Source organism: Celeribacter indicus (assembly GCF_000819565.1).
Taxonomy (GTDB): domain Bacteria; phylum Pseudomonadota; class Alphaproteobacteria; order Rhodobacterales; family Rhodobacteraceae; genus Celeribacter; species Celeribacter indicus.
The window spans coordinates 3329184-3353241 of the sequence record NZ_CP004393.1 but is presented as its reverse complement, the minus strand read 5'-3'; the positions used below and the strand labels follow the sequence as shown (position 1 = coordinate 3353241).

At 63.3% G+C, this 24058-nt stretch carries 24 protein-coding genes; 10 read left to right on the top strand and 14 right to left on the bottom strand.

The window, feature by feature from the left end; genetic code table 11:
- Positions 1 to 21 precede the first annotated feature (21 nt).
- Together fdxA and P73_RS16515 are read left to right on the top strand one after the other, a co-directional pair.
- Positions 22 to 360, top strand: a complete 339-nt coding sequence (gene fdxA / locus P73_RS16520) for a ferredoxin FdxA (protein ID WP_043870424.1) — start codon at positions 22 to 24, stop codon at positions 358 to 360.
- Between the two features lie 390 nt (positions 361 to 750).
- Positions 751 to 1260 carry a CarD family transcriptional regulator gene (locus P73_RS16515; protein ID WP_043870423.1) on the top strand — a complete coding sequence of 170 codons (510 nt, stop codon included), beginning with the start codon at positions 751 to 753 and terminating at the stop codon, positions 1258 to 1260.
- A 66-nt stretch (positions 1261 to 1326) separates the two neighbouring features.
- Here P73_RS16515 and cobS read toward each other — a convergent pair whose 3' ends face one another.
- A complete protein-coding gene (cobS, locus tag P73_RS16510) occupies positions 1327 to 2079 on the bottom strand; it encodes an adenosylcobinamide-GDP ribazoletransferase (RefSeq protein WP_043870422.1) in 753 nt (250 codons plus the stop codon).
- Between the two features lie 91 nt (positions 2080 to 2170).
- On the opposite strand from cobS, the gene cobT reads away from it, so the two are divergent.
- A complete protein-coding gene (cobT, locus tag P73_RS16505) occupies positions 2171 to 3175 on the top strand; it encodes a nicotinate-nucleotide--dimethylbenzimidazole phosphoribosyltransferase (protein WP_043870421.1) in 1005 nt (334 codons plus the stop codon).
- Positions 3176 to 3249: 74 nt separating this feature from the next.
- Here the strand turns inward: cobT and P73_RS16500 are convergent, their stop codons facing one another.
- From P73_RS16500 to P73_RS16485, 4 genes are all read right to left on the bottom strand, one after another.
- Entirely contained in the window at positions 3250 to 5142 is a 1893-nt protein-coding gene (locus P73_RS16500; RefSeq protein ID WP_043870420.1) for a monovalent cation:proton antiporter-2 (CPA2) family protein, read from the bottom strand.
- A gap of 167 nt (positions 5143 to 5309) precedes the next feature.
- The gene (locus tag P73_RS16495; RefSeq protein WP_043870419.1) at positions 5310 to 8294 is read right to left on the bottom strand and encodes a ribonuclease E domain-containing protein; all 2985 of its coding nucleotides are present in this window, start codon (positions 8292 to 8294) and stop codon (positions 5310 to 5312) included.
- 141 nt (positions 8295 to 8435) lie between these two features.
- Positions 8436 to 9440 (bottom strand): hypothetical protein, encoded by a 1005-nt coding sequence (locus P73_RS16490; protein ID WP_043870418.1) that lies wholly within the window; start codon positions 9438 to 9440, stop codon positions 8436 to 8438.
- A gap of 138 nt (positions 9441 to 9578) precedes the next feature.
- On the bottom strand, positions 9579 to 10301 hold the full coding sequence (locus P73_RS16485; protein ID WP_052453358.1) for a dienelactone hydrolase family protein: 723 nt from the start codon (positions 10299 to 10301) through the stop codon (positions 9579 to 9581).
- Between the two features lie 409 nt (positions 10302 to 10710).
- Here P73_RS16485 and P73_RS16480 point away from each other — a divergent pair, with 409 nt between their 5' ends.
- The 4 genes from P73_RS16480 to P73_RS16465 are packed head-to-tail and all read left to right on the top strand — an operon-like array spanning position 10711 to position 13000.
- On the top strand, positions 10711 to 11130 hold the full coding sequence (locus P73_RS16480; RefSeq protein ID WP_043870417.1) for a hypothetical protein: 420 nt from the start codon (positions 10711 to 10713) through the stop codon (positions 11128 to 11130).
- Positions 11127 to 12461 (top strand): relaxase/mobilization nuclease domain-containing protein, encoded by a 1335-nt coding sequence (locus P73_RS16475; RefSeq protein ID WP_074743067.1) that lies wholly within the window; start codon positions 11127 to 11129, stop codon positions 12459 to 12461. The genes P73_RS16480 and P73_RS16475 overlap by 4 nt, the downstream gene beginning before the upstream one ends.
- A 19-nt stretch (positions 12462 to 12480) precedes the next feature.
- The gene (locus P73_RS16470; RefSeq protein WP_139267064.1) at positions 12481 to 12699 is read left to right on the top strand and encodes a hypothetical protein; all 219 of its coding nucleotides are present in this window, start codon (positions 12481 to 12483) and stop codon (positions 12697 to 12699) included.
- Positions 12700 to 12703: 4 nt separating this feature from the next.
- Entirely contained in the window at positions 12704 to 13000 is a 297-nt protein-coding gene (locus P73_RS16465; RefSeq protein ID WP_043870415.1) for a hypothetical protein, read from the top strand.
- Positions 13001 to 13036: 36 nt separating this feature from the next.
- On the opposite strand, the gene P73_RS16460 is transcribed toward P73_RS16465, so the two are convergent.
- The gene (locus P73_RS16460; protein WP_245629188.1) at positions 13037 to 13426 is read right to left on the bottom strand and encodes a phosphoglycerate kinase; all 390 of its coding nucleotides are present in this window, start codon (positions 13424 to 13426) and stop codon (positions 13037 to 13039) included.
- Positions 13427 to 13748: 322 nt separating this feature from the next.
- Here P73_RS16460 and P73_RS16455 point away from each other — a divergent pair, with 322 nt between their 5' ends.
- Positions 13749 to 14012: a hypothetical protein gene (locus P73_RS16455; protein WP_043870413.1), complete on the top strand. Its 264-nt coding sequence runs from the start codon at positions 13749 to 13751 to the stop codon at positions 14010 to 14012.
- 4 nt (positions 14013 to 14016) lie between these two features.
- Here P73_RS16455 and P73_RS16450 read toward each other — a convergent pair whose 3' ends face one another.
- Together P73_RS16450 and P73_RS16445 are read right to left on the bottom strand one after the other, a co-directional pair.
- Positions 14017 to 14457 (bottom strand): hypothetical protein, encoded by a 441-nt coding sequence (locus P73_RS16450; protein WP_043870412.1) that lies wholly within the window; start codon positions 14455 to 14457, stop codon positions 14017 to 14019.
- Positions 14454 to 14690 carry a hypothetical protein gene (locus P73_RS16445; RefSeq protein ID WP_043870411.1) on the bottom strand — a complete coding sequence of 79 codons (237 nt, stop codon included), beginning with the start codon at positions 14688 to 14690 and terminating at the stop codon, positions 14454 to 14456. Before P73_RS16445 ends, P73_RS16450 begins: the two co-directional genes overlap by 4 nt.
- Before the next feature lie 529 nt (positions 14691 to 15219).
- Between P73_RS16445 and P73_RS16440 the strand changes: the two genes are divergently transcribed.
- The gene (locus P73_RS16440; protein ID WP_043870410.1) at positions 15220 to 15399 is read left to right on the top strand and encodes a hypothetical protein; all 180 of its coding nucleotides are present in this window, start codon (positions 15220 to 15222) and stop codon (positions 15397 to 15399) included.
- 11 nt (positions 15400 to 15410) lie between these two features.
- On the opposite strand, the gene P73_RS25725 is transcribed toward P73_RS16440, so the two are convergent.
- Positions 15411 to 15707: a hypothetical protein gene (locus tag P73_RS25725; RefSeq protein ID WP_139267063.1), complete on the bottom strand. Its 297-nt coding sequence runs from the start codon at positions 15705 to 15707 to the stop codon at positions 15411 to 15413.
- A 214-nt stretch (positions 15708 to 15921) separates the two neighbouring features.
- Here P73_RS25725 and P73_RS16435 point away from each other — a divergent pair, with 214 nt between their 5' ends.
- The gene (locus tag P73_RS16435) at positions 15922 to 17112 is read left to right on the top strand and encodes a Fic family protein (RefSeq protein ID WP_082033275.1); all 1191 of its coding nucleotides are present in this window, start codon (positions 15922 to 15924) and stop codon (positions 17110 to 17112) included.
- 281 nt (positions 17113 to 17393) lie between these two features.
- On the opposite strand, the gene P73_RS16430 is transcribed toward P73_RS16435, so the two are convergent.
- The 5 genes from P73_RS16430 to P73_RS16410 all read right to left on the bottom strand — a co-directional run bounded on the left by P73_RS16430 (position 17394) and on the right by P73_RS16410 (position 22853).
- Positions 17394 to 17654: a hypothetical protein gene (locus P73_RS16430; protein WP_043870408.1), complete on the bottom strand. Its 261-nt coding sequence runs from the start codon at positions 17652 to 17654 to the stop codon at positions 17394 to 17396.
- Between the two features lie 30 nt (positions 17655 to 17684).
- A complete protein-coding gene (locus tag P73_RS16425; RefSeq protein WP_043870407.1) occupies positions 17685 to 18593 on the bottom strand; it encodes an ArdC family protein in 909 nt (302 codons plus the stop codon).
- A 327-nt stretch (positions 18594 to 18920) separates the two neighbouring features.
- Positions 18921 to 20201, bottom strand: coding sequence for an McrC family protein (locus tag P73_RS16420; protein WP_043870406.1), 1281 nt, complete (start codon positions 20199 to 20201; stop codon positions 18921 to 18923).
- 15 nt (positions 20202 to 20216) lie between these two features.
- Positions 20217 to 21818: an McrB family protein gene (locus tag P73_RS24520; RefSeq protein ID WP_052453357.1), complete on the bottom strand. Its 1602-nt coding sequence runs from the start codon at positions 21816 to 21818 to the stop codon at positions 20217 to 20219.
- Between the two features lie 3 nt (positions 21819 to 21821).
- On the bottom strand, positions 21822 to 22853 hold the full coding sequence (locus P73_RS16410; protein WP_074743065.1) for a DNA-methyltransferase: 1032 nt from the start codon (positions 22851 to 22853) through the stop codon (positions 21822 to 21824).
- Between the last annotated feature and the right edge of the window lie 1205 nt (positions 22854 to 24058).

Here is a 24058-nt window from a genome sequence, read left to right as displayed (position 1 = left end):
AGCGAATTTGGATGAACCGGCATGACCTACGTCGTTATCGAGAACTGCATCGCCTGCAAATACACCGACTGCGTCGAGGTGTGTCCCGTGGATTGTTTCTACGAGGGCGAGAACATGCTGGTGATCCATCCCGACGAATGTATCGACTGCGGTGTGTGCGAACCGGAATGCCCGGCGGATGCGATCCGGCCGGACACGGAGCCGGACATGGAAAAATGGGTCGAGTTCAACCGCAAGTATTCCGAACAATGGCCCGTCATCCTTGCCAAGAAGGATCCGCTTCCGGGCTATGAGGAAAAGGACGGCGAAGACGGCAAGCTCGAGAAATATTTCTCCGAAGCCGCGGGCGAGGGGTCCTGAACCGGCCGGTTCACCTTATTGCAACTGATTCGCGCCTTTCGCGCCTGTTTGCGGGGTGCGGAAGGACTGTGCAGACGCGGCATAACCCTTTGTAAATACAGCCAGTAGGCTGAAAACCTTTGGCTTTTCATGGGCAGAAACTGCGCTCGGCTTTCTTTTCGGCGCCGATTCTGGTATGGTTGGGAAACCACATCAGGGCATAACCACCTCAACCCCAATAGCATGCTAGTTCGGGGATTGAGTTTTTCGCGTCCTGTTGCCGGGCGCCGGTCCCGAACGGACCTGCCGCGGCGATGTCGGAGGGCTTTTGTGTGTGCCGTCCGGAACGTGAAGAGCGGAGCTTCTGAGCATGTGGCCGATACGGTTCCCTCGTGAGGAAAAAGGCTGCAAATGAGCAAGACCAAGAAATCTGAATTCCGTCCCAATGACTATGTCGTCTATCCGGCGCATGGCGTGGGCCAGATCATGTCGATCGAAGAACAGGAAATCGCGGGCATTCCGCTCGAACTCTTCGTCATTTCCTTTGAAAAGGACAAGATGACCCTGCGTGTGCCGACGAACAAGGCGGTGGAATCCGGCCTGCGGTCGCTCTCGACTCCCGATGTCGTTCAGGAGGCGATGAAGACGCTGAAGGGCAAGGCGAAGGTGAAGCGCGCCATGTGGTCCCGCCGGGCGCAGGAATACGAGCAAAAGATCAACTCGGGCGACCTCATCGCCATCGCGGAGGTCGTGCGCGACCTGCACCGCACCGACGACCAGCGCGAGCAGAGCTATTCGGAGCGTCAGCTCTACGAGGCCGCGCTCGACCGCCTGACCCGCGAGGTTGCCGCCGTCTCCGGCACCGGCGAGGCCGAGGCCCAGAAGAAGGTCGACGACGTGCTGGTGAACCGGGCCGCCTGAGAGGCCGCCACGTGAGACCATGGGACCGCCGGGAGGGAGACCTCGCGGCGGTTTTCCTTGTGCGCCCTATGCAAGGGCAGTGAAGGTGGCGAGAACCGCGATCTCGCCCAGAACCTGCGCGGCGCCCAGCACGTCCCCCGTCTGCCCGCCGATCTTCGCGCGGGCGATGCGCCCGGCGAGGAGGGTCACAGCGACCAGGGCGCTCGCCGCCACGACCGAGGGGACGAAGCCGACGAGCAGCCAGGAGAGGCCGAAGGCGACGCCCGCGCCGAGGCTCGCGGCGTCGCGTGGCGGCCGCCCCGTGCGCACCGACAGGCCGTCGTTCCGCGCCGGCGGCAGAAGCAGCATGAGATAGGCCAGTGGCGCGCGGGACAGCCCTGCCGCGGCGATCAGCGCGGTGACGATCGCGTCCTCATGGGCGAGGGCGGAGAGGGCGGAAAACCGCAGCAGAAGCGCGAGGCCGAGCGCGAGGACACCATAGGTGCCGATCCGGCTGTCGCGCATGATCTCGAGCCGCCGGGCCCGCGTGGCCCCGCCCCAGAACCCGTCCGCGGCATCGGCCAGCCCGTCCTCGTGCAGCGCGCCCGTCGCGACGACACCTGCCGCAAGCGCGAAGGCCGCGACGAGATCCGCGCCCAGCCCGAGCCAGATCGCGACGGTCGCCACCGCCCCGGACATGAGCCCCACCGCGAGGCCGGCGAGCGGGAAGGCCCAGGCGCATTCGGCGCTGCGGGCAAAGCCGGCGCGCACCGGGATGCGCGTGAGGAGCGCGAGCGCGGTGGCGAGATCGGCGGAACGGGGGCGGAAATCCGGTGACATGGCGGCCTCTTTCGCAGCAAATGGGTCCTGTCCTTTGCACAGTCATGGGGATAGAACCTCCACAGGTCAAAGACAATAACGGAGGGGGCGGATGACATTTTCCGATCTGGCGGGCTTTGAGGCACTGTTGCGGGAGGCTCCCGAACCCGACGCCGCGGCGCGCGCGGCCGCGGAGGCACGCAATGCCCGGCTCACCAAGCCCGCCGGCAGCCTCGGACGCCTCGAGGAGATCGCGATCTGGTATGCCGGCTGGCGCGGGACCGCCCGTCCCCGGATCGCGCGTCCGCAGATCCTGGTCTTCGCCGGCAACCACGGCATCGCCGCGCGGGGCGTCTCGGCCTTTCCCGTCGAGGTGACGGCGCAGATGGTGGCCAATTTCGAACACGGGGGCGCCGCGATCAACCAGCTCGCGCGCAACGCCGGGGCGACGCTGTCGGTCCACGCGCTCGACCTCGACCGCCCGACGGAGGATTTCACCCGCGGTCCGGCGATGGACGAGGCGGCCTGTGTGGCGGCTCTGCGCACCGGTTGGGACGCGGTCGATCCCGAGGCGGATCTCCTGGTCACCGGCGAGATGGGGATCGGCAACACCACCTCCGCGGCGGCGCTCGCCAATGCGCTCTTCGGCGGAACGGCGGAGGACTGGGTCGGGCGCGGCACCGGCGTCGACGACACCGGCCTCGCGCTCAAGCGGGAGGTCTGTGCCGCCGGGGTCGCGCGCCACGCCGGCAAGCCGCCGCTCGGGCTTCTTGCCGCCTTGGGCGGGCGCGAGGTGGCGGCGATGGCGGGTGCGATCGCGCGGGCGCGCCGGCTGCGCATTCCCGTGCTGCTCGACGGATTCATCTGCACCGCGGCCGCGGCCGTTCTCGACCGGACGGTGCCGGGGGCGCTCGACCACTGTCTTGCGGGCCATGTCTCCGCAGAACACGCCCATCCGCGCCTGCTCGCCGCCCTCGCGAAGGAGCCGCTCCTCGCGATGAACCAGCGCCTTGGCGAGGGGACGGGCGCGGCGCTCGCCATCCCGGTCCTGCGCGGCGCCGTCGAATGCCTCTCCGGCATGGCGACCTTTGCCGAGGCGGGCGTCTCCGGCGGCTGAGCGCGCCGGCACCGCAGAAGGACAGGTCTGAACTGTCGCCGGCGCGGCCTCCCGCGGGCGCGGGGTCGGTCGTCCTATTTCCCGCCCTCGCGCGACGCCCGCTTTTCTTCCAGGTGGGAGATGAGCGCGGCCTCGAAATCCTTGTCGAGCGTCTTCGACCGTTCGATATAGGCGCTGTTTTCCGAGGTCGGAATCGCCGGATCCCAAAGCTCGGCGAGTGTGCGCAGCGCCTCGCGGTCGTGCTGATAATAGGCCGCCTCCGCCTCGGCGGCGTCGTATTCGGAAAAGCCCATTTCCTCGAGCACATAGCGCCCGGCGCGCAGGGAGCTGTCGAACATCTCCCGCACGATCTTGTCCGCGCCGGCCTTGTAGAGGTCGTAGACATGGATCCGGTCCCGCGCCCGCACGATGATGAAGAGATCGGGCCGGCGATGGCGCGCGTAGCTCACGAGCTGGGTGCAGGCGCCGGGATCGTCGAGCGCGACGACCAGGACCCGCGCGGTGTCGAGGCCCGCGGCATGCAGGAGCTCCGGGCGCGTCGGATCGCCGAAGAATCCCTTGAACCCGAACTTGCGCATGAGCTGGATCGTCTTGAGATCGTGGTCGAGCACCGTGGTGTGGAAACCCGAGGCCTGAACGAGGCGGTTCACCACCTGTCCGAACCGGCCGATCCCGGCGATGATGATCGCCTGCTGGTCGTCGATATGGTCGTCGGGCTGGTCCTCGCTGCGCTCGGAGAGCTTGGCGCGCAGATAGTCCTGGAGCATGAAGAAGAGCGGCGTGAACAGCAGCGACAGCGCGATGATCAGCAGGACCCGCTGGCCGAGATAGGGCGCGAGCACGCTTTGCTGGAGTGAGAAGGTCGTGAGCACCATGCCGAATTCGCCGGCCTGGGCGAGCGAGAGGGTAAAGAGCCACTGGTCGCGCTGCCGCAGCTTGAAGAGCCTGCCGATGGCGTAGAGGATCACCCCCTTCGACACCATCAGCAGGATCGTCAGGCCGACGATCAGGACGGGTTCGCGGAACAGCAGGGTGAAGTTGATGCCCGCGCCCACGGCGATGAAGAAGAGACCGAGGAGAAGACCCTTGAACGGCTCGATGGAGCTTTCGAGCTCGTGGCGGAATTCGCTGTTGGCGAGAACGACGCCGGCGAGGAAGGTGCCGAGCGCGGGGGAGAGGCCGACCGCGGTCATCAGAAGCGCGATGCCGATGACGATGAGCAGCGCGACGGCCGTGTAGATCTCGCGCATGTTGGCGGCATGGATATAGCGAAACACCGGCCGGGTGAGATAGACACCGGCGAGGATGATCGCCGCGACCGCGCCGAGCGTCGCGAGCGTCACACCCCAGGCCGGGAGCCCGTCGACGAGCGACAGCGCCTCCTGCCCATGCGCCGCGGTGGCCTCTCCCGCGCGGGCGATCGACCCGTCCGTGTTGAGCGAAAGCTGGGACTGCGTCGCCAGAAGCGGCATGAGCGCAAGCATCGGGATCACCGCGATGTCCTGCATGAGCAGCACGGAAAAGGCCGCGCGCCCGCCGCCGGTGTGGATGAGCTGTTTCTCGGTCAGGGTCTGGAGCACGACCGCGGTCGAGGAGAGCGACAGGATCATGCCGAGCGCCACGCCGGTCTGCCAGGCCAGCCCGGCCCAGGTCGCCGCCGCGGCGATCGCGGCGCCGGTGATCAGGATCTGGAGCCCGCCGAGGCCCATGAGCTTGTGGCGCATTTCCCAGAGCGCGCGCGGATCGAGTTCGAGCCCGATGACGAAGAGCATCATCACCACGCCGAATTCGGCGAAATGCATCAGATCCTCGCTTTCCGAATGCTGCACGAGGCCCAGCAGCGGCCCGATCACCATGCCGGCGAGCAGGTATCCCAGAACCGAGCCCAGCCCGAGCCGCCGCGCCAGCGGCACGGCGATGACCATCGCGCCGAGATAGACGACAGCGGAAATCAGTAGGCCTTGCATCAGGAACTCCTTCGGACGCGGCAGGTGAGGGGCGTGCGGAGTTCAAAAGTAAAGGCTTCGCCCGCCGCAGCAAGAGGGGGCGAAAGGTTTTGGCCGGAATGTGGCACGGGAAACAGCAGCTTGTGCCCGGTCGCGCCGCGGAACCGCCCGGTTCGGGCGCCGCCGCCTCAGCTTCCCACCTGGATCGTGTAGGCGCGGCCCTTCTTCACATAGGTGAGGGTGCTCGAGCCGATCGACTGCACCCGTCCGCCGTCGAGCTTGTCGCCGACCTGCACCTTGGCAAAGCGCCCGGAGGGCAGGCGCACGAGGGCCCGGCGGTCGGAATTGCCGCCGTAGACGCCCATCAGGTTGAGCTTGCGCAGGTTGATCGCGTTCTCGACCGTGGCCGCGCGCGCGACCGAGGTGGGCGCGGAAGAGGGCAGGGCGGGTTCCGGGACGCGGGCGGTGACCTGCGCCGCCGCCGAGCGTGCGGTGGTTTCTCCCTCGGGCTCCGATGCGGCGTCGCTGGCGGCATTGGCCGCCGCGGCCGCAGCCGCCGCGAGCTTTTCGAAATCCTGCGGCCTGGCCTGCGGGACGAGGGAGACCGCGACGTCCGGCGCGGTGGGAGAGGGCGCGCTGGCGCCCTCCTCGGTCGCATCCTCGGTCGCGCGCTCCTGTTCGGACACCGGCCGCGGCGCGGGCCGGAAACCGCCGAGCTGGGCGCGGGTGAGGCCGCCGAGATTGGCGCGCTCGTTGTCCTCGATCAGATCCTCGGGCCGGAGCGAGGGCCGCGCGGAGGCAAGCGAAAGGCGCACGGGATTGTCCACATCGGTCGCCGCCTCGAGCGGGTCGGCCGGGGTGGCCTCGGCCGTGTCGGCATCGCTGCCGGGACGCGGGCGCGTGGTGATCTCCGGCCGTCCGGCATAGACCACGACCCCGTCGGGCGTCACCGTGCCCTCCGGCGTCGCGCGCAGGAAACCGTCGTCGTCGTAATCGTAGACCGTGCCCGGCGGGGCGGGCGGGGTGGCGGCGCGCGGCGGCGTCTCCGCCGAATGACCGGCGCCGGGGGCGAGGGCAAGCGCGTCCTGCGGTTCGATCTCCGGGTCGATCGAGGCGATGTAGACGTCTTCGAGGCGGTCCTCCGCGACCTCGCCGTCACCGCCTTCCGGAGCGAGCGGCCAGATCCCCGTCGCCGCGTAGCGCTGCGCCACCTCCGCCGGATCGGGCGCGTCTGCGGCCTCCGCGCCGGCGGGCGGTTCGGGCAGGACGGCCTGGTCGAGCAGTTCGGGCTCCTCTTCCGTCCCGTCGCTCTCATAGGCGAGTTCGCTCTCGTCCACGCCCGTGCCGGCGGCGTCCGGCTCCACAAGCACGGTGGTCGTGGGGGCCTCCCCGCCGTCCGGGTCACTCTCCGCCTCACCTTCGGTCCCGGCGAGGTCGCGCGGGGCGGTCTGTTCGAGGCTGGCGGCAGGGCCGGAGGCGTCGGTCGGCGCCTCGTCCTCGGGCAGCAGCCCGGCAAGCAGGCCCGCGACGAGCAGCAGCAGGATCAGCAGCGCCGTGAGGATCAGGCCGAGACGGCGCGGCTTGCCGGTTCCCGCACGCGCCTGACGCCGCGCACCGAACACGGTCAGCGCCTCTGCCTCGTCGCGCGCGTTCTCCATCCGGTCGAGCCCCGCGGCACGGTCCGAAAGCGGCAGCAGCGTCTCGCCCTCGGTCACCGCGATCGGCAGCGGTGCGGTTCCGATGTCCGCGGGCGGCGTCGCCTTCGCCTTGCGCTTCGCCTTGGCCTGGGCGGCGCGGCCCGACAGCCCCTTGAGCGCGCCGAGCGCCCGGCCGCCGGGCTTTGCCGCAGCGTCGGACTGCGGATCCGGCCGGGCGGGCGCCGCAGGGGCGGGCATGGGCGGCGGTTCGGGAAGCGGCCCGGTCTTCGGCGACTTGCGCAGCCGGGGTTTCGGCGTCTCGTCCGCCTCGAACAGCGGCACTTCGCCCGAGGTCACCGAGACATGCGGCGAAGGATCCGGTGCGCGCGTGGCGGCATCGACGCGCGGGGCCGGCGGGATGTCCGCCGCCGCGGGCGCGGTGCTGAACACGCGCGAGGGCAGGGCCGCGAGGCGCGGCGCGGCCTCCGCCTCCTCGCCGGATTGCGGAAGCTCCGCGCGGTGGCTGTGGAAGGCGGTCGCCGGATCTTGGTCCGGTTCGGACCGGATCTCCTCCGCCTCGTCTTTCGCCTTCTCGGCCTTTTCGGACGGCGCTTCTGGCTCTGTCGCGTCGGCGGCGGGGTCGGGCCGGGGCGTCGGCTCGTCGCCGCCGGGGGCGGCCTGCGCCCCGGTGGCGCGCGGCGCCTCGGGGGCCGGATCCTCGAAATCCTCGGGGGCGGCGTCCTCGAGCATGGGCGCTTCCTCGCCGGCGCCGGTTTCGGGCGGGAGAGGTTCGGCCGGCGCAGCGTCGGTGGCGGGAAATGCCTTCTCGTCCGTCTCCGTCGCGACGAGGGGAATCGGCAGCATGCCGGAGGCCGCCTCGCCGGGAGCGGTCTCGGCGGGAACCTCAGCAATCTCCGCCTCGGGCACGGTCTCCTCCGGCACGGTCTCCTCCGGCGCCGGGGCAGGGGCGGGCGCTTTCGCGGTGGCGCGATGGGACAGGAGGTGCATCGCCTCCCGGTCGGGCTCCACCGTCACGTCCGCGCCGATCAGCGCATCCGCGGAGCGGGTGCGTCCGAAGAACGGCTCACCGCCGAACAGCGCGGGATCGGGCATCGCGACGAAGGTGACCGGGTTGAACCGGTGCTCCGTGGCGAAGGCCTCCGCCTCCTCCAGCGTCTCGCGCGCGACCACGGCGATCTGCAACCGTCCCGCGACGGTGCGCCAGTCCCAGACCAGATCGCCGAGCGCGTAGGGCGTCGCACCCTCGAGCGCGGCGCGGATGGCCGCGTCGCGGGTCGCCGTATCGGGCCCCGGATCGGGAATGCTGCGGTACAGGATCTGGCTGTCGGGAATGACGAGCTTGCTCGAAAGCCCGCGCGTCGAGACGGCGGTGGCGAGATCGCGGAGCTGCTCGAGCTCGGCCGCCATGTCGGGGGCGTCCAGCGACACTTCGCCCATGTGATGCCACCCGGCGGAGGCGCGATGCAGAAGCACGATCCCGTCATGGCTCAGATCAAGGGCGAAATTCGGTTTCATTTCCGTGTTCTTGCTCGAGTTCCCCGGAGTTCGGAGGGCACACTATCGCAGCTTCCGCCCGGAGCAAAGAGAAACCGGCGTCCCGGACGCCGCTGCGCGGGCGGCGGGCGAAACCTCGCCTGTTTTGCCGCCGCGGGCGCTTCAGCGCATCCAGAGACCCGCCTTCTTGATCTGGTTGCGGATCATCTGTTCGCGGCGCGGCAGGTGGTCGCGGTCGAACATCCCGCGGATCCGGTCGCCCTTCGGCTGGTAGACGAGCCGCCTGATCGGCTCGTATTCCTTCAGCACCTTCTTGATCCAGTTCGGGGAGGCGGCCTCGCGCAGCACCTCGACCACGCGATCCTCCTCGCGCGCGAAGAGCAGCGGGAAGGTGCGGTAATGGCAGCTCGTCCTGCCGTCGAGCGTGTCCGCGGGAATCGTCCGGCGCGCGCCGCCGAGCGCATGGATCACGAGCGGCAGGGCGACCTGGTCGAGCCAGGGATCGAAGACCTGGAGCTGCGCGGCTTCCGGTGGATCGTCCCGGATCGCCAGCGCGATCTCGAGATAGCGCCGGCCGAAGACGCCGGGGCATTCGTAGAAGAAGAAGCCCGCGTTGAAATAGAGGTAGCGCCTCCAGTATTCGTCCGGCTGCGACAGGTCGAGCGTGCTCTCGAAATCGAGCCCGAACCGGTCGTAGAGCGATTTCCAGATTTCCGCATAGCCCGGCCCGTACAGCTCGATCTGCGGCCATGTGCCCTCCGCCTTCAGCGAGGCACAGGGCCGCGAGAAATCGAACGGCACCTCGGAGAGCGGTCCGGTGATGAGCGTGTCCGTGTCGAAGAAGACGAAGGGCTCGCCCTCGGGCAGGGCGAGAAGCGCCTCGATCTTGTTGCCATAGGGATAGGCATGACCGAAATGGCGGCTCTCGAAGGGCAGGATCTCCGCCCCGAGCCGGTCGAAGGCGGCGCGGGCATCGGACTGTTTCATGCGCGGATCGCCGGGCCAGAGCGGCCCCGGCTGCGGCTCGGCCACGAAGAGGCGGCCGGAAAACCCCGGATCGGACTGCCGCAGCGAGGCCGCGAAGAGCAGCGCTTCATACATCAGCCGCCCGTCCTGGCCGACGACGACGACATTGAACGGGGCGGCGCTTTCGGATTTAGCGGCCATGGGAACTCACTTTCTCCTCCGGGCGGGGGAGGCTGACTGCGCCGCCACCATATGCCGGAGCGCGCCGCATCAAAAGGTGCCAATTGCCCGGATCGGACCGGCGTGTTGCGACGCGGTGCCACGGCGGCGGCCGCCCGGTCAGTCGAACAGCCCGCCCAGGAAATCCACCGTCGTCCGCCAGCTCCGTGCCGCCGCCGCGGGGGCATAGCCGAAACCGGGCTGCGCCCCGGCCTTCGCCGCCGGGTTGGTGAAACCATGGCCGGTATGGCCGTAGGCATGGATCTGCCAGTCCGTCGCGCGTGCGGTCAGTTCCTCGCCAAGCTCCGTGACGCTGTGTGGCGGGGCGAGCGGATCGTCCCAGCCGTGGCAGACCAGCACCGCCGCCCTGATCGGGACGTCGGGTGCGGTCGGGGCGCGGTCGAGGATGCCGTGGAAGGAGACGATGCCGCAAAGCTCCGCCCCCTGCCGCGCGAGATCGAGCACGCTCTTGCCGCCGAAGCAGAAGCCCATGGCCGCCGTGCGGGCGGGATCCACGAGAGGTTCGGATTTCAGCGCGCCGAGCGCCGCCTCCATCCGCGCGGCCAGCGCCGGGCGATCGGCATCGAGCCGGTCCTTGGCGGCATGGGCCTCCTCCGCGCTCTCGGTGGTCCGGCCGCCGCCGTAATAATCCATGACGAAGCCGACATAGCCGAGCGCGGCCAGATCCTCCGCGCGCTGGTCCTCGAACGCGGACCGTCCGCGGAAGGCCGGCGACACGATCACACCGGGACGCGGCCCCTCGAGATCGGCGTCCCAGTGCAGCTTTCCGATGAACGGCCCGCCGGGCCCGTCATAGGCGATATCCTTGCTCTGAAGATTCATTGCGCGCTCCTTTCGCTGCCGCCCCAAGGGTGCGTCGTTGGCGCGCGCTGTCAAGATGGCGGGAGGGGGACGGTGCGCCGGGGCGGGACCGGGTCGCCATGCCGGTCGCTCCGGGAAGGACGGCCGATGTCCCGGCTGAGCCCTTGATCCTCGAGAGTTCCCGCGCCTCCACAGGGCGCGATGAGGGGCGGAGACGGGAGACGGCTTCGGGGCCTCTCCCCCGCAAGGCGCTTCGCTCAGGTGCCGACAGGACGGGCCGGTGCGAAAGTCTCGCGCGCAATTCCGGACCTGAAATTTCGGGTATGAGTGGTGGACCCAACGGGAGCGGAATCGAACCGTCTCTTCGAAGTCCTCCAGGAATGGGAACACCATCTCGCACCTTATGATCTGAGCGATCTGAGGTGCGGCGATGAGCACCTTAGATAGACGATTCAATAAGTTAGCAAAGGATCAGCGGCCCAAGTACCCGCCGCCGTTCTCGCTGCGCTTCACGTTCGATGAGCGGGCCACACTGGATATGTTGCGGGGCAGCATGCCTCTTGGACGGTATATCCGCGAAGAGCTGCTGGGCGATGATGCTGCGCCGCGCAAAAGGCGTGGGCGCCGTCCGGTCAAGGATCAGGAAGCCCTTGGGCGCGTTTTGGGCGCGCTCGGCTCGTCGCGTTTGTCGCAGAATCTCAACCAGCTCGCCCGAGCGTCCAACAGCGGATCACTGCCTGTCTCGCCGGAGGTCGAAACCGAACTTCGTCAGGCCTGCGCCGATGTGAAGGCCATGCGAGAAGAGTTGATGCGCGCGCTCGGCAGCTTGAGCGAAGGGGGTGAGCCATGATCCTCGAAGGCTCTCAGCGCGGCAACGCCGCCAGGCTCGCCCGTCACCTGATAAACACCCGCGACAATGAGCATGTCGAGCTGCACGAGTTGCGGGGTTTCGTCTCCGACGAGCAGCTTCTCGACGCGCTTCTGGAAGCGCAGGCCGTTGCCAAGGGCACGCGCTGCCAGCAGCATCTGTTCTCCCTCAGCCTGAATCCGCCGGAAGGTGAGCGGGTCGATGCCGCTACTTTCGAGACGGCCATCGATATGGTCGAGCAGAAGCTTGGCCTGGACGGGCATCCGCGCGCTATCGTCTTCCACGAAAAGGAAGGCAGGCGGCACGCCCATGCCGTATGGTCGCGGATCGACGCCGAGACGATGACGGCGAAGAACCTGCCGTTCTTCAAGCGCCGTCTGATGGAGGTCTCGAAGGAGTTGTATCTCCAGCATGGCTGGGACATGCCGAAGGGCATTGTCGATCAGGCCTTGCGGAACCCTCTGAACTTCACGCGCGCCGAATGGCAGCAGGCCAAGCGTGCGATGGCCGACGCCCGGCTTGTCAAGGCGATGTTCAGGCAGGCATGGCAGTCCTCCGACAACGCGGAAAGCCTCCAGTCTGCCTTGGAAGAGAAAGGCTTCTATCTCGCGCGCGGTGATCGTCGCGCTGTCGTCGCCGTCGATTATCAGGGTGAGATTTACGCGCTCGCCCGCTGGTCGGGCGTGAAGGCCAAAGATGTCGCGGCCCGCATGCCGGATGCAGTCAAGCTGCCCGGCGTGCAGGAACGCCGCGCGGAGATCGCGCGGGCAATGAGCGGGCAACTCCACAAATACGCCCTCGAAATCAATAAGACGTACTTCCAGAAGCACCCGGCTATCGAGTTCAAGCGTGCCCAGATGGTCGAGCGTCATCGCGCGGATCGCAAGTCTCTGGACGATGCGCAGCGCGTCCGCTGGGACAAGGAGACGGCGGCAAGAGCTGCGCGCCTGCCGAAAGGCATTGGCGGCCTGTGGAGCCGGATCACGGGAAAATACTCGAAGATCAGAACGCAGAACGAGATGGAGACCTGGCACAGCTACGTGCGCGATCAGGCCGAGCGGGATGATTTGGTCGCCCGCCAGCTCGATGAGCGCCAGCAACTCCAGCGTGCCATCAAGCAGATGAAGGACAAGCGCAGCAAGGACATCGCGGACCTGCACAACGAGCTATCCGCCTATCTGATGATGGAGCGCGGCCATGCTGCGACGGCCAAGGTCAATGCCGACCTCGCCAAGCAGCCCGAGACGCCGAAGAAAGACAAGAGCCGCGAGCGAGGCCGCTCACGGGATAGCGGCCCTGATTTCAACCTCTAGCATTTGAAAGGAAACTATTATGCGACATACACTTATGCTCAATCTTGACGAGGCGCATGCCTGCTTGCTCGATGAGCTGCGGCAGCATTTTCATCTGGCGGCGGAGGAAACGGTGCGCCTTGCCATCCGCCTGACCCATGCTCGGCACAAGCAAAAGCCGGACGTGCTGGTGCCCGAGTTCAAGCCCCGCGCAAAACGCGATGACTGGTTTGATGATGAAGATCACGTGCCGGAATAGACCGATGGCCAAAGATGATGAAGATATTGAACGCCGTCTCAAAGAACGGGTCATGGACGAGTTCTGGCGCAAAGTATCTGCCGCAAAGAAGCAATACGGCCAGCATTTTATTCAGCGGCTTATTATCCTAAGCGTGCGCGTCATGAATGAAGGCAATGAGGTCGTGCGCGCTTCCTACGTGGACCGAATATATTCCGTGGTGCTATTGGCGAAGAATGGCGATGCATTCTTGCAAAGCCCATACGCGGATGCTCTCTTTGCTCTGCTCAGGCACTATCGCCAGCGGCGAAGTGTGCATTGAAGCGCCGCCCGAGGCCGGGCGGCGCTCAAAGGTCGATTACCACCAGGCGTAGTAGAAGACGGTATCACCATCGGCGATGGCTTCACGCGCCTTGGCAACGAAGGCCAGATCGTCTTCGGACTCCGATCCATCGGACGCGCCGAAGAAGAAGCCTTCGGTTGGTGGCAGGTTTCCGGCATTGATGTCGGCTTCCAACCTGCTGAGGTCAGTCTCGGTCAAGGTGACGGGCGTGCAGTTGAAATCAGGCTGCTCGCCGCCCTTTTCAAAGTAAAGCGTTCTCATCCAGCCGTGCAGGTTGGGATGCTTGCGCCAGTAGTGCAACTCCCCCACACCCTGACCGGGCTTGAAATCGACCTCGCGGTCGAAGCTCTCATCTGAAATCATCGCATACATATCTAGTCCCATTGCTTTCTCCTTTCGTTTCATGGGTTTCGTCCTGATGGACGCGCCCAAAACGGCAGGGACGAAGACGCAGGCGATCATGGGCAACACGGGCGGCGAAGCCGCTGGCGCGGGCAGCCCATTGACCGGCAAGTCGGCCATGCCAGGGTTAGCGGCAAATCTGCTGGAAGGACGAAGCCGGAACGAAAGGACGTAAGGGCGTTGGGGCGTTCGAGACTGCGATGTGCCAGAGGTGATGGCAGCGGGGTCGATAATGCCAAGAATGATATGGATGGAGCGGCGTCGGGGCTACGCCCGAGCGCGGCCTCAGTGCTACGATGGGGAGCAAGAGCAGGAAGGAAGATACATGACGACAAATATGTCCGGGCACTACGATTGGCATCACGCGATAATGGAAGAGGAATTCGGATCGATCATTGAATGCCTTGGTGAAAAGGGAGCGTCGGTCATTGATATCGCGCTGACACATAAAGGCGTGCGGATATGCGAACTCTGCGATGGATATTACGGCATGACGCTTTCGAAAGACCAACTCGACCGATTCATTGTCGAGTTGCAGGCGTTATCCGATAAACTCGCAAAGTTGGAGCCTTCGGATGAAGGCTCCTGATTTTTCAAAGTAGATCAAACATATTGGCCTGCTCGGGCGCGGCCTTTTTTTCCGATGGAAGAAAGAGGCTGGCAGGGCCGATCAGAACGCAATCCAGCTTGCCCCATTTCACGGCCATGCCGTGATAGAAGCCCTCCAGAGGTTTAGGGGCAGAGACGCTTTCCTGATAGGTGATCGGGGTGCCGTCAAAGAACCTGCGCTCTATGATGCGGTAGGCTTGCACGGCGCGGTAGTCACCTTTGGACGTGCCGCCGACCGATACCCAAAGGGCATTTTGCCATTTGAAGGGCGAGCGGACGCGGCCTTCCAGTCCGATCTTGTCGGCGCTGTAGGAGGCGCTGATATCGCCTTCACCGATCTGGCGGTCTCGCGTGTGGCACCATGCGCCGGACGCAAGACGGGCAGGATCAACGTGGAACTCCTGCAAGGTGATGGGGGCGCTCATGCGCGCCCCGCGTCGTTTGCAGTCTCGGGGGCATCTTCCGGCGGCAGGCGCAGAACGATGCGGCCATTGATCGGACAGGTCTCAAGCTGGAGCGTGTAGCCCCGCCCGTCCTTGTGCATCCATGCGGCTCCCACCTTGTTCCAATAGGCCTTGTCGCCTTTCTGGGTGACGTGCCACGCCAGATAGTCGGGCGCATTCAGGGGCGGGTTCTGGTTGGTTTTTTCGCGTGCCATGATGTTTCTCCTTTGCTTGTCGTTGGCTTGCTAACGCCCTCCCGATTGGCCGAAGCAAAGGATCGGCTTTCATGTTCAACACGGCACCTTGGAGCGGGCAGGACATTGAAGGGCGAGCCGCTTCGGCCAGGGAATAAGGGCTCTCTGCGGCAAGCCAGCGATGAGCAAAGGAAGTTCACCAGCACGGTTATCGAAAGAAGCGGCTATCCTGACGCCATGCGCCGACGCGAGACGGATGTGCACCTGTTCTCAGATCGATAATTGCGCCTTTGGAACACGTCGCCGCTCCTGGGTGCATGGAGGCGGACAAACGCTGTGGTCAGACCTCTCCCGACATTCCGATCAATCCCGCCAGAGCTTTGAAGATCACCGCATCAAACGGTTAGCGAAGCGCGCCATGCGCATCCACCTGTTTGCAGGATCAAGTTCACCTCCCGAACCATCAGGCCTTCCATGGGCCGATGATGGTTGTGCGGGGCCGAAAGGCCCTGAGTGGTTTGGGGCCTCCTTGAAGCAAAAGGAGGATGAGATGACACTCGTCTCACGTTTTGAAGCGGCATCCCGCAGCACGGCAGAATTGCACGGCCTTCTGGCCGAGGCGTTCAACGCCTTTGCCGCCGCCCCGCGCGGGTCTCAAGAGCGCCGCAACGCGCTCAAATCGATGCGCAACATCGAAGCTGAACTGGCGGCGCGTCCGCCAGGTCTTTAGTCAATCAGCGGTCAGCCGTCAGGCTGGCCGCATTTTCTTGCGCGCTCCCAAAAGCCCACTTCGGTTTTTTCAAGAATCTTATCAACAGATTTTGTCGCTATTGGCTGATGGATTTCTTCATAATTCAAGATCAGCCATGCGATATTATTGATGGCTTGGACAACCGAATAGCCAGAGCGTCTCCAAGCCGTGCACATCTTGTCGAAGCGGCAGGCCTGAGAATCCAGCCGCAAATTTCGCAAGGCATCGAGTCGTCGCCCCCCGCGACGGCTCGATGTTCCTGTCCTTTCTCCGGCTTTCGCGGACATTGCGCTAGGCTCAGGCCGTGCGCTGCGGCACTTCAATCATGACTATTCATTTCCGCCCGCTCATCCGGCCTTGAAACCGGCCATAGAAGCGGCCATAGAAGCGGCCAGATATGCGGCGCTTGCATCGCTTCCTTTTCCATCAACTATATGATATTGTGTGAATCTATTGGTTGGGCGTCCGGCCACAGAACCGGACAGAAAGCAGGTGGGCGCAATGGCGCGCGACGATGGCGAGAGCATAGCACTTTTCGAGCCGCTGATGGTGGCGGAAGGCTCTCCGCGCAGGGGGACGCTGAACGATCTCGCCCTGGAGCTGGCCGAGAAGTCCGCCGCCTTCCGCGCCAGCCTGCCGGAGTCGATTGCCACCGCGCTGGCCGATCTCGTGCGCTCGATGAACTGCTACTATTCGAATCTGATCGAAGGCCACAACACGCATCCCATTGATATCGAACGCGCGCTTGCGGGCGACTACAGCGCCGACCCGAAGAAGCGCGACCTCCAGCTTGAGGCGAAGGCTCATATCACTGTCCAGAAATGGATCGATGAGGGCGGCTTGGAAGAGCCGCCGACCGCCCCCGCCATGATCGCCGAGCTGCACCGCCGCTTCTGCGAGCTGCTGCCCGAAGACCTGCTCTTCGTGGAGAATCCCAAGACCGGCGAGCGTCTGCCGGTCGTGCCTGGCGCGTTCCGCACGCACTATGTCGAGGTCGGTCGCCATGTCCCTGTCAGCCCTGGCGCGGTGCGCCGGTTTCTGGGCCGGATGCATCAGGCCTACGCGCGCGCAGGCCGGACGGAAGCCATCCTTGCCGCCGCCTGCGCCCATCACCGCCTGCTCTGGGTTCACCCGTTTCTGGACGGCAATGGCCGCGTTGCCCGCCTGATGTCCTATGCGATGCTGCGGCGCGCACTGGATACGCGCGGGCTGTGGTCTGTCGCGCGCGGCCTTGCGCGGCGCGAGAAGGACTACAAGGCACATCTGGAGGCCTGCGACGGGCCGCGTCGCGGTGATATGGACGGGCGCGGCAATCTCAGCGAAGCCGCGCTGGCGTCCTTCACTGAATTCTTCCTGCGTGCCTGCATCGATCAGGTGGAGTTCATGGGCTCGCTGATGCAGGCGGATCGCCTGCGCGACCGGATCATGATCTGGACGGAGGAAGAGATGCGCGCGGGGGCGCTGCCGCCCAAATCCGATATCGTGCTCAAGGCAATTCTCTATCGCGGCGTTCTGGAGCGCGGTGAGGTTGACGACATGCTTGGTATGAGCGACCGCGCGGCTCGGCGCATCACCTCGGCCCTGCTCAAGGCGGGCGCGATCCGCTCGGAGAGCACCCGCGCCCCGCTGTATCTGGCATTCCCCGCGAAATTCGCGGAGCGGTGGATGCCCGGCCTGTTTCCCGAACGTTGATTATTTCGCAGGGCTCCATTTCTCTTGACTGAATAACGCCAAGAAAATAAATCTTATTGATTGGATCAGAGGAAATCAGGGCTCTTTAAATTATTGCAGCGAGAGCCGGCAGTAGTGAATGATGAACTTCCGGTGATTGTTTTCTTGATTTCTTGGAATCAATTTTGCTAAGTTATGTCTTCCTGCCTGACGATTATATCCCAACCGCATTAAGAGTCAGGTACGATATACCGCAACTACGCGGCTGGCCGTAAGGCTAGCCGCGAAATTTTTCCGCTCCATCAAAACAAGGATAGCTGCGCGCCGTTCCAGCCTGTGCGGCTCGCCTCATGCTCCAGCCAAGCGGTGATGAATTCGGCCGCGCCGCCATATTCGGCCACCGTGCCAACCGGAATAAAGTGCGAGCGATAGCCCGTCTCGGTGACGGGCAGCGGTGCGCGGCCTTTGGTTTCGATCTCGATATGATCGACCAAGCCGAATTTCTCGGGCGTGAAGGTGATGATCAGCTCAACGCCGCGCCATGTGATCTTGTGCGTTTCCATGTCGTGCCCTCCCCATGGGGGAGTCGCCGCTTACGCGGCGACTCCTTCGGCCTGTTCGTCCTCAGTGAGGGGCTGGATGCCATGCAGGAAATCGGCGGCGCGCTGCGCATGGGCAGCGGCGGCAAAGATCGCGCGCTTGTCTTCCTTCAAGACCTTGAGCCAGCTCTGGATATAGGCGGCATGATCCATGCCCGGCTCGGGGGTCAGCTCCAGATCGGCGCAGAGAAACGCCGCGCCCAGCTCGGCAACCAGTTCCTCGCGGGCATAGCCTTCATCGCCCCAGCGCTTGCGGCCAAAGTCGCGATCAAGGCGGCTTTTGTGCTTCGTCCAGTGGGTCAGTTCATGGGCAAGCGTGGCGTAGTAGGCCTCGGGGCTGCGGAACGTCTCGAATGCTGGCATCTGCACGTGATCGCTGCCGCCGCTATAATGGGCGCTGTTCCCGCCGTGGCGAATGTCCGCGCCAGTGTTTCCGAAAAACTCTTCCGCGTGGCTGATCCGCAAGGCCGGATCAATGATCGCCTCGGGCTTGGCGTAGTAGTGCTCGGGCAAGCCTTCGATCTGCTCGACATTGAAGACGCTGTATCCCTTTATGAAGGGGATTTGGCGCTCTTCCTCGCTGCCATCGTCCTGCTCTTCGGTCTTGGTGATCGTGTTGGCGTAAACCACCAGATTGCCGCGCTCGCCCTTCTTGACATGCGCCCCCAGCTCCTTGGCCTGTTTGAAGGTCATCCAGTGTGGGGAAAGATAACCCGCCTCAACACTCGCCCCCCAGAGCATCAGCACGTTGATGCCGTTGTAGGGCATGCCGTTGTGCCGCAGGGGCTTGGTGATCTTCCCTTCCAGATTCCCGCTGTTCCACGGCTTGAGCCAAGACAGCTCGCCTTTCTCCAGATCGGCAATAATCTTGTCGGTCACTTTCTGATAAACATCTGCTTTCATTTCTTTTTTCTCCTTTGTTCGGCTTTCGCATGAAACCGAACTGCCCCTCTGGCGAAGAGAGGGGGGAGACCGTCCAGACCGAAGGCCATGGTGGGTGGTGCGGGCGCAGGCGAAGCCGAGCCACGGCCCATGGCCTTCGCCCGAAGCCATAGCGAAGGGCTTGGTCTTGACGGGTGATGGGCCGTCAGGCCCCAATGAAAGAGAAGGATGTCAGCCGTTCACGGCTGGCCGATAATGCGCAAGGGATCGATGCCGGATGGCGGAGACTGGCCTATCAGGCTCCGTTCACGAGAGCCCGGCCCGCAAGGGGTGCGCCGAACAACTCGGCTAGGCTTCTGCTAAAGTTTCTGCTTCCGAGGGGGCAGGCAAAATAGCTGTAATTTCTCTAACCATCTGCGCCTGTGCAGCCCGAATGTCGCCCTTGATATCGACGCGGTAATGGTAGAACTGCGCTCCTGTCGCAAGACGCCCGATCCGGTCAAGACGCTGGCTTTCTCCTTCATTGGCCGGAGAAAACAAAATCCCGAGCGGCGCTTTGGCAGAGGTGACATGGCTAATAATCTGATAGCGGTCTGCCTCTTTCAGCCTTGGTTTGTATTTTACCTCGCCAAGAGCGATGACGTTTTTCTTGCCTCGCCGGAAGATCAGGTCCGATTTTGTCGGGTAGACCTTGCTATCTTCAAAAAGCTTGCCCTGATGTTTGTTCCCGTCAAGAACGCCAATCTTCTTTTCACGCAGAGCATCGACAAAAGTCTGGCGGATAAAGCGCTCGAAGATGTCTTCCAGATTGAACAGAAAGGACGGCAACTCCTTGCCGCCGGGCTCGAATGTGAAGGCGATTCCACCGCCCGTAAGAAGCAACTGGTAGACGCGCAGCAGACCTTCATAATTGCCGCGCAACCTAAGCGACACGGCCTCGTCCAGATAAAAATCGTGGGGGCCTGGCTCCCGCGCATTGACACGCTGCAACGTATCCAGCGCAATCTGGATCAGGTGGCGCTCTTCTTCCCAGCTCTTTTGCCGTGGAATGATGCGGGCAAAACGCAGACACGCCGCCTTGACGATCTGGTTTACGGGGCTGTCCAGTCCGAATTCGAAGACGCTGGAGACCGTATCGATTGGGTTTCCGCGCGAGAGATAACGGCTAATGGTCGGGCCAAACTCGACGCGCGGCTTGTAGAAGCCCGAGACAGTTCTGGGATAATAGCTCCGCTCGAAACCCGCCGAAAGCGCGCCTTTGAGATAATGACAGAAGCTTCTCGCGAGAAGCTGGAGCGGCGCTGGCTTGTCGGCGCTCTGATATCGCCGGATCGTCGGCAATATCCGGTCATAGTTTTCTCCGCCGACTTCCAGCATCGTCCAGAGGTTCTCGATGGGAAACTTCGGTACGATATTGAGCGTGATCGTGCTGGTAAGCGGCAGGTAGCCAATCAGACCGAGGGCAACGAGATGCACACCATCGGCGACATCCTTGAATTCCAGCGCTTTTAGCTCGCGGGTTTCGGGCAGGATGAGCGAGTGGCCGTACTGGTCGATCAGATCACCGCGCGGAAAATAGCGCTGCCCACGCTCTTCAACTTCAATGATACGCCCCTCTGGAACTACCACGCCATCAACTCCGCTCTAAGCTTCGTTGTCCGCGTCATCATCGCCCGCAGCTTCGGCGTCTTCATCCAGCTTCAAAAGTTGATCGACGTCTTCCCTGATGCCGTCATATTTCTGGCGGTCATGGAACAATGTGCGTTGCAAGCCAAGTTTGACCCGCCCCTCCCAGACATCGGCCAGATCTTCAATCGAGCGAACACCAAGAAAATTCGTGTGCCCGAACCCGGCCGGAAAGGCCTCGTTCAAAATATCAAAAAGCCGGAGCGTGCGCGATAGAACGCGGGCCTCCACGTTCTTGCCTTTCAGGTAGTTGCTCAAGAAGGCCTTGTCAGGCTCCAGCGTGATAACGATGAAGCGCCGTAAAAGCGCATCATCCAGATCAGTGACGGAGCGGTCAAACGGGTTGGCTGTGGCGAGAACGATCAGGTTGCGCGGCAATCTTGTCTTGGTGCCCGAGATCGCGAGCGTAAATTCTTTATCGCGGTAATCGAGTTCAAGATAGGTCAGAAGCTCGCCAAAGATGCGGGCCACATCACCCCGATTAAGCTCGTCGATGACCAGAACATAGTGTTTGTCGGGATCAGCCTTGGCGCTACTGGCGAAATTCAGGAAATGGCGGGCATCAAGCTTGTAGGTCACGCCCCGCGCTTCACCGCCAGCGTCTTTTGCCTCGACTGGTCGGAAGCCCTCTACAAAATCATCATATCCAAAGGCCGGATGAAACTGGAGGAAGAGGATGCGGTCTTTATCGGCCTTGGTCAGGAAGTTCGCGATATCATGCGCATATTTCGTCTTGCCCGTGCCGGGCGGCCCTGCCAGCAGGAACGAATGGCTGGTCTTCTTCTGGATGGCGTTCAGGATGATCGCAAGGACGGCATCATCCGCGCTCATTAGCTCCAGCGCCGCTGGATCGCTGCTTGGTTCGTCATCTTCTGGCGCAGGTGCGGCAAGATGAGCTGCCAGCCTGGGAGCAAGTTCCTGCAGAAACTCTTCGTTCGAGGGCCGCTCGCCCAATGTCTCCGGCCATGGCCGTTCAGGCCGCAGCCGGAAGCGTCCTTTGTAGGGGTCCTGAAAGTCGAGAAGTTCCAGCTCTCCTGTGACAAGATGATCGTATAGCCCCTGCCAGCTATCGATTTCATCCGGGAAACCTTTGAAGGCGAAGAGCCAGACCATGAAGTCTTCAAACTGGAATGACGCTGGAATTTCGGCTTCGAACGCCCCTTGAAACGCATCGGTAAGACGGGTGGTTGTCTTCTCGCCTTCCAGATAGCCCTGCATCCGCATCTCGCGGTAGCCACGACTGGAGAAGAGATTTCCCCACATCTTGGTGTCCTGGCGGATCATGTAGTCGCCTGCAAAATCACCGCGGTCCCAGCGTATGCCCTTGAGGCGCGGCCTGAGCAGATTGTTCCCCGTCTTGAAAGGCTCGACGCCGATCAGCGCAGCGTTGAAGTAGCGGTCGAGAAACTGGTCCGTGCCAAGGTTCTTGGACATATCCACGAGGGCGTCCGTTCCCACATCATTGGCAGCAAAAACAAAGGCAGGGATCAGCCAGTTGGCGCTGACCCCTTCCAGGGCTTCGATTGAAGCTTTGATTGTGGGAATGTCGAAATACTGCACGGGCTACTCTTTTTTTGTTTTGCCTGCCGTTCCCGGTTTGCGGAAGTTCTGACGGTTTCCGGCCCACCCGTCCCAGAGCGCCGAAGGCTTTTGAAGGCGCTTGGTCAGGTCTTTCCAGGATGAGGATTCGTATCCCTCGCCTTCAATAGCACCTTGCCCGTAGTCGATATAGTCATTGCTCATATCGATGCCGACAACATTGCGATGGTTCGCAATGGCGGTGAGGGCGGTCGTGCCGCTGCCAACGAACGGATCAAGCACATGGCCGTTTGGCGGGCTGCCGACTTCGATGCAGCGCCGCACCAACTCGGACGGGAAGGCGGCATTGTGCTTGGCGCGGCGGTTGCGCTCGATGGGAATATTCCAGACGTCTTCCTCAACCAGCTTGGAGCGGTCAAAGCTGTAGAACCGCGTTTTGGAGAACATAAAAACAAATTCATACTGGCGATATGGACGGTCCCGGGCTGTCGGCTCGACAAAGGCGTTGCAGCGGTTCCAGATGATGGAGCTGCGCAATGTCCAGCCGCGCTGCTGCATTTCGAAGGCAACCTTCCAGGGAATACCAATCATGCTCTTTTTGGGAATGTCCCAGCCGCTGACATCCACAGGGCGCACTTTTTGCCGCAGAAAATTCCGGGATGAGCATTTCGGGTCGCTGCCATGGGGCTGGCCGTTGCCGGAGTAGTACGTATCGCCGATATTGAGGAAGAAGACACCTTCGGGGTGCAGGGTTCGTTTCACCTCATCGAAGACATCCATCAAGGCGTCAATATAGCCTTCGACGGACTCCTCATGACCAAGCTGACCGTCGAAACCGTAATCTCGTACCCAGAAATACGGCGGTGAAGTTACGGCCACGTTGAAAACATCGCTCGGTAGGGTTTTGAGCATAGACGCGGAATCGCCATGCATAAGCCCCGCATAGTGACCGGATTTCGATGTGTAGGCGTAGGTAGAGGCGGCAGAGTCGTCTGAAACGGATGAGCTTGATGCGTCAGCGTCGATGGAAAGTGCGGGTGATGAGGCCGTGTCCATGTTCTTGTGTCCTTCAGTTATGGGAGCGCGGTGACGGCTTGGGGATACCAGCCGCGCCGGAACATAACAAGAACATACGCGGAAATGTCTAAAGCATTGTGGGGGCCGTGCCTGACGTGCATCGCGGGTCCTGCCCTCCCCGAATCTTCGTGTGTCCCTGCCTGATGCTACAAGGTGTAGAGGCTCACGCAACCTCTGGCAACAAGCGCTAGCGGCGGATCGGCAGGCGGCGATGAAGGCGCGGCGGCGTGGCAACAGCGCAGCGCGGCCGCGCGCGTGTCCAGCCGAAGGCGCGCTGGTGATTTCGGGTCCATCTGCGGACAGATGGCGGGTTTCAATCGCCCGGTCGGTTGTGCCCAAGGTTCGGTGTAGGTGGAGAGGCAAGCCTCCGGGTCTGACGAGTTCGGGAATTCCAAGGGGGCGGCGATGGGCCTCCTGGAGCGTGATTCACCTTCGACAAGGTGGCGGGCATCCAATCCTCGCAGGGTTGGTCAGGGTTCCAATGGGGCTCGAAGGCTCCGTGGTCGAAGGGATGGTTCCAAGGCAAGGGCAGCTATGAAATGCTCGCTTCCTGGTCTCCATGACATGGCGCGCATCCAAACTGCGGAAGGTTGGTCTCCATGAAATGGTCTGGATGAAGTCCTCATGGGGGTATCGGTGGGAGCAGGAACGCTCCCCTGATTGGTGGTCAAGCGGGCAGCCGTTTGTGCATGGTTCGGTGCAGGTGGAGAGGCATGTCTCCAAGCCCTGCGAGTGGTTCCAAGGGGCGCGATAGCCCCATGGTCTTCCTGAAAGGATCGATGGGTGCAGGGAGAGCGAAGTCTCCCGCGAGTGGTTGATCGGCGATACGATCTATGGCTCTGGAATGGGTTCAATGCCCTGTAGGAGCCACAGGCCGGGGGGATGCAACGGGGGCGCGCAGCGGGCCACCTTGCCAAGCTGTTTTGTACTACAAAACACAGCTTGCGGTCGCTCTAAGCTCAGCCGTCTGTCTTCCGGGGAGGGACGTAGTACAGACCTCTCCACCGAGCGATTCTACCAAACGCGACTTTTGTCGAACCGTTTCGAGAGATGTAGTGCGTCGGGTGAAAATTGGACGAACAGGCACCCGCACTACCTATCACGGGGATGGCTGGTGAAACTTGACGCTGAGCAAGACTTGGTGCTCTCCTCATGATTTCCTTAACCGCTCCCTTCAATAATTG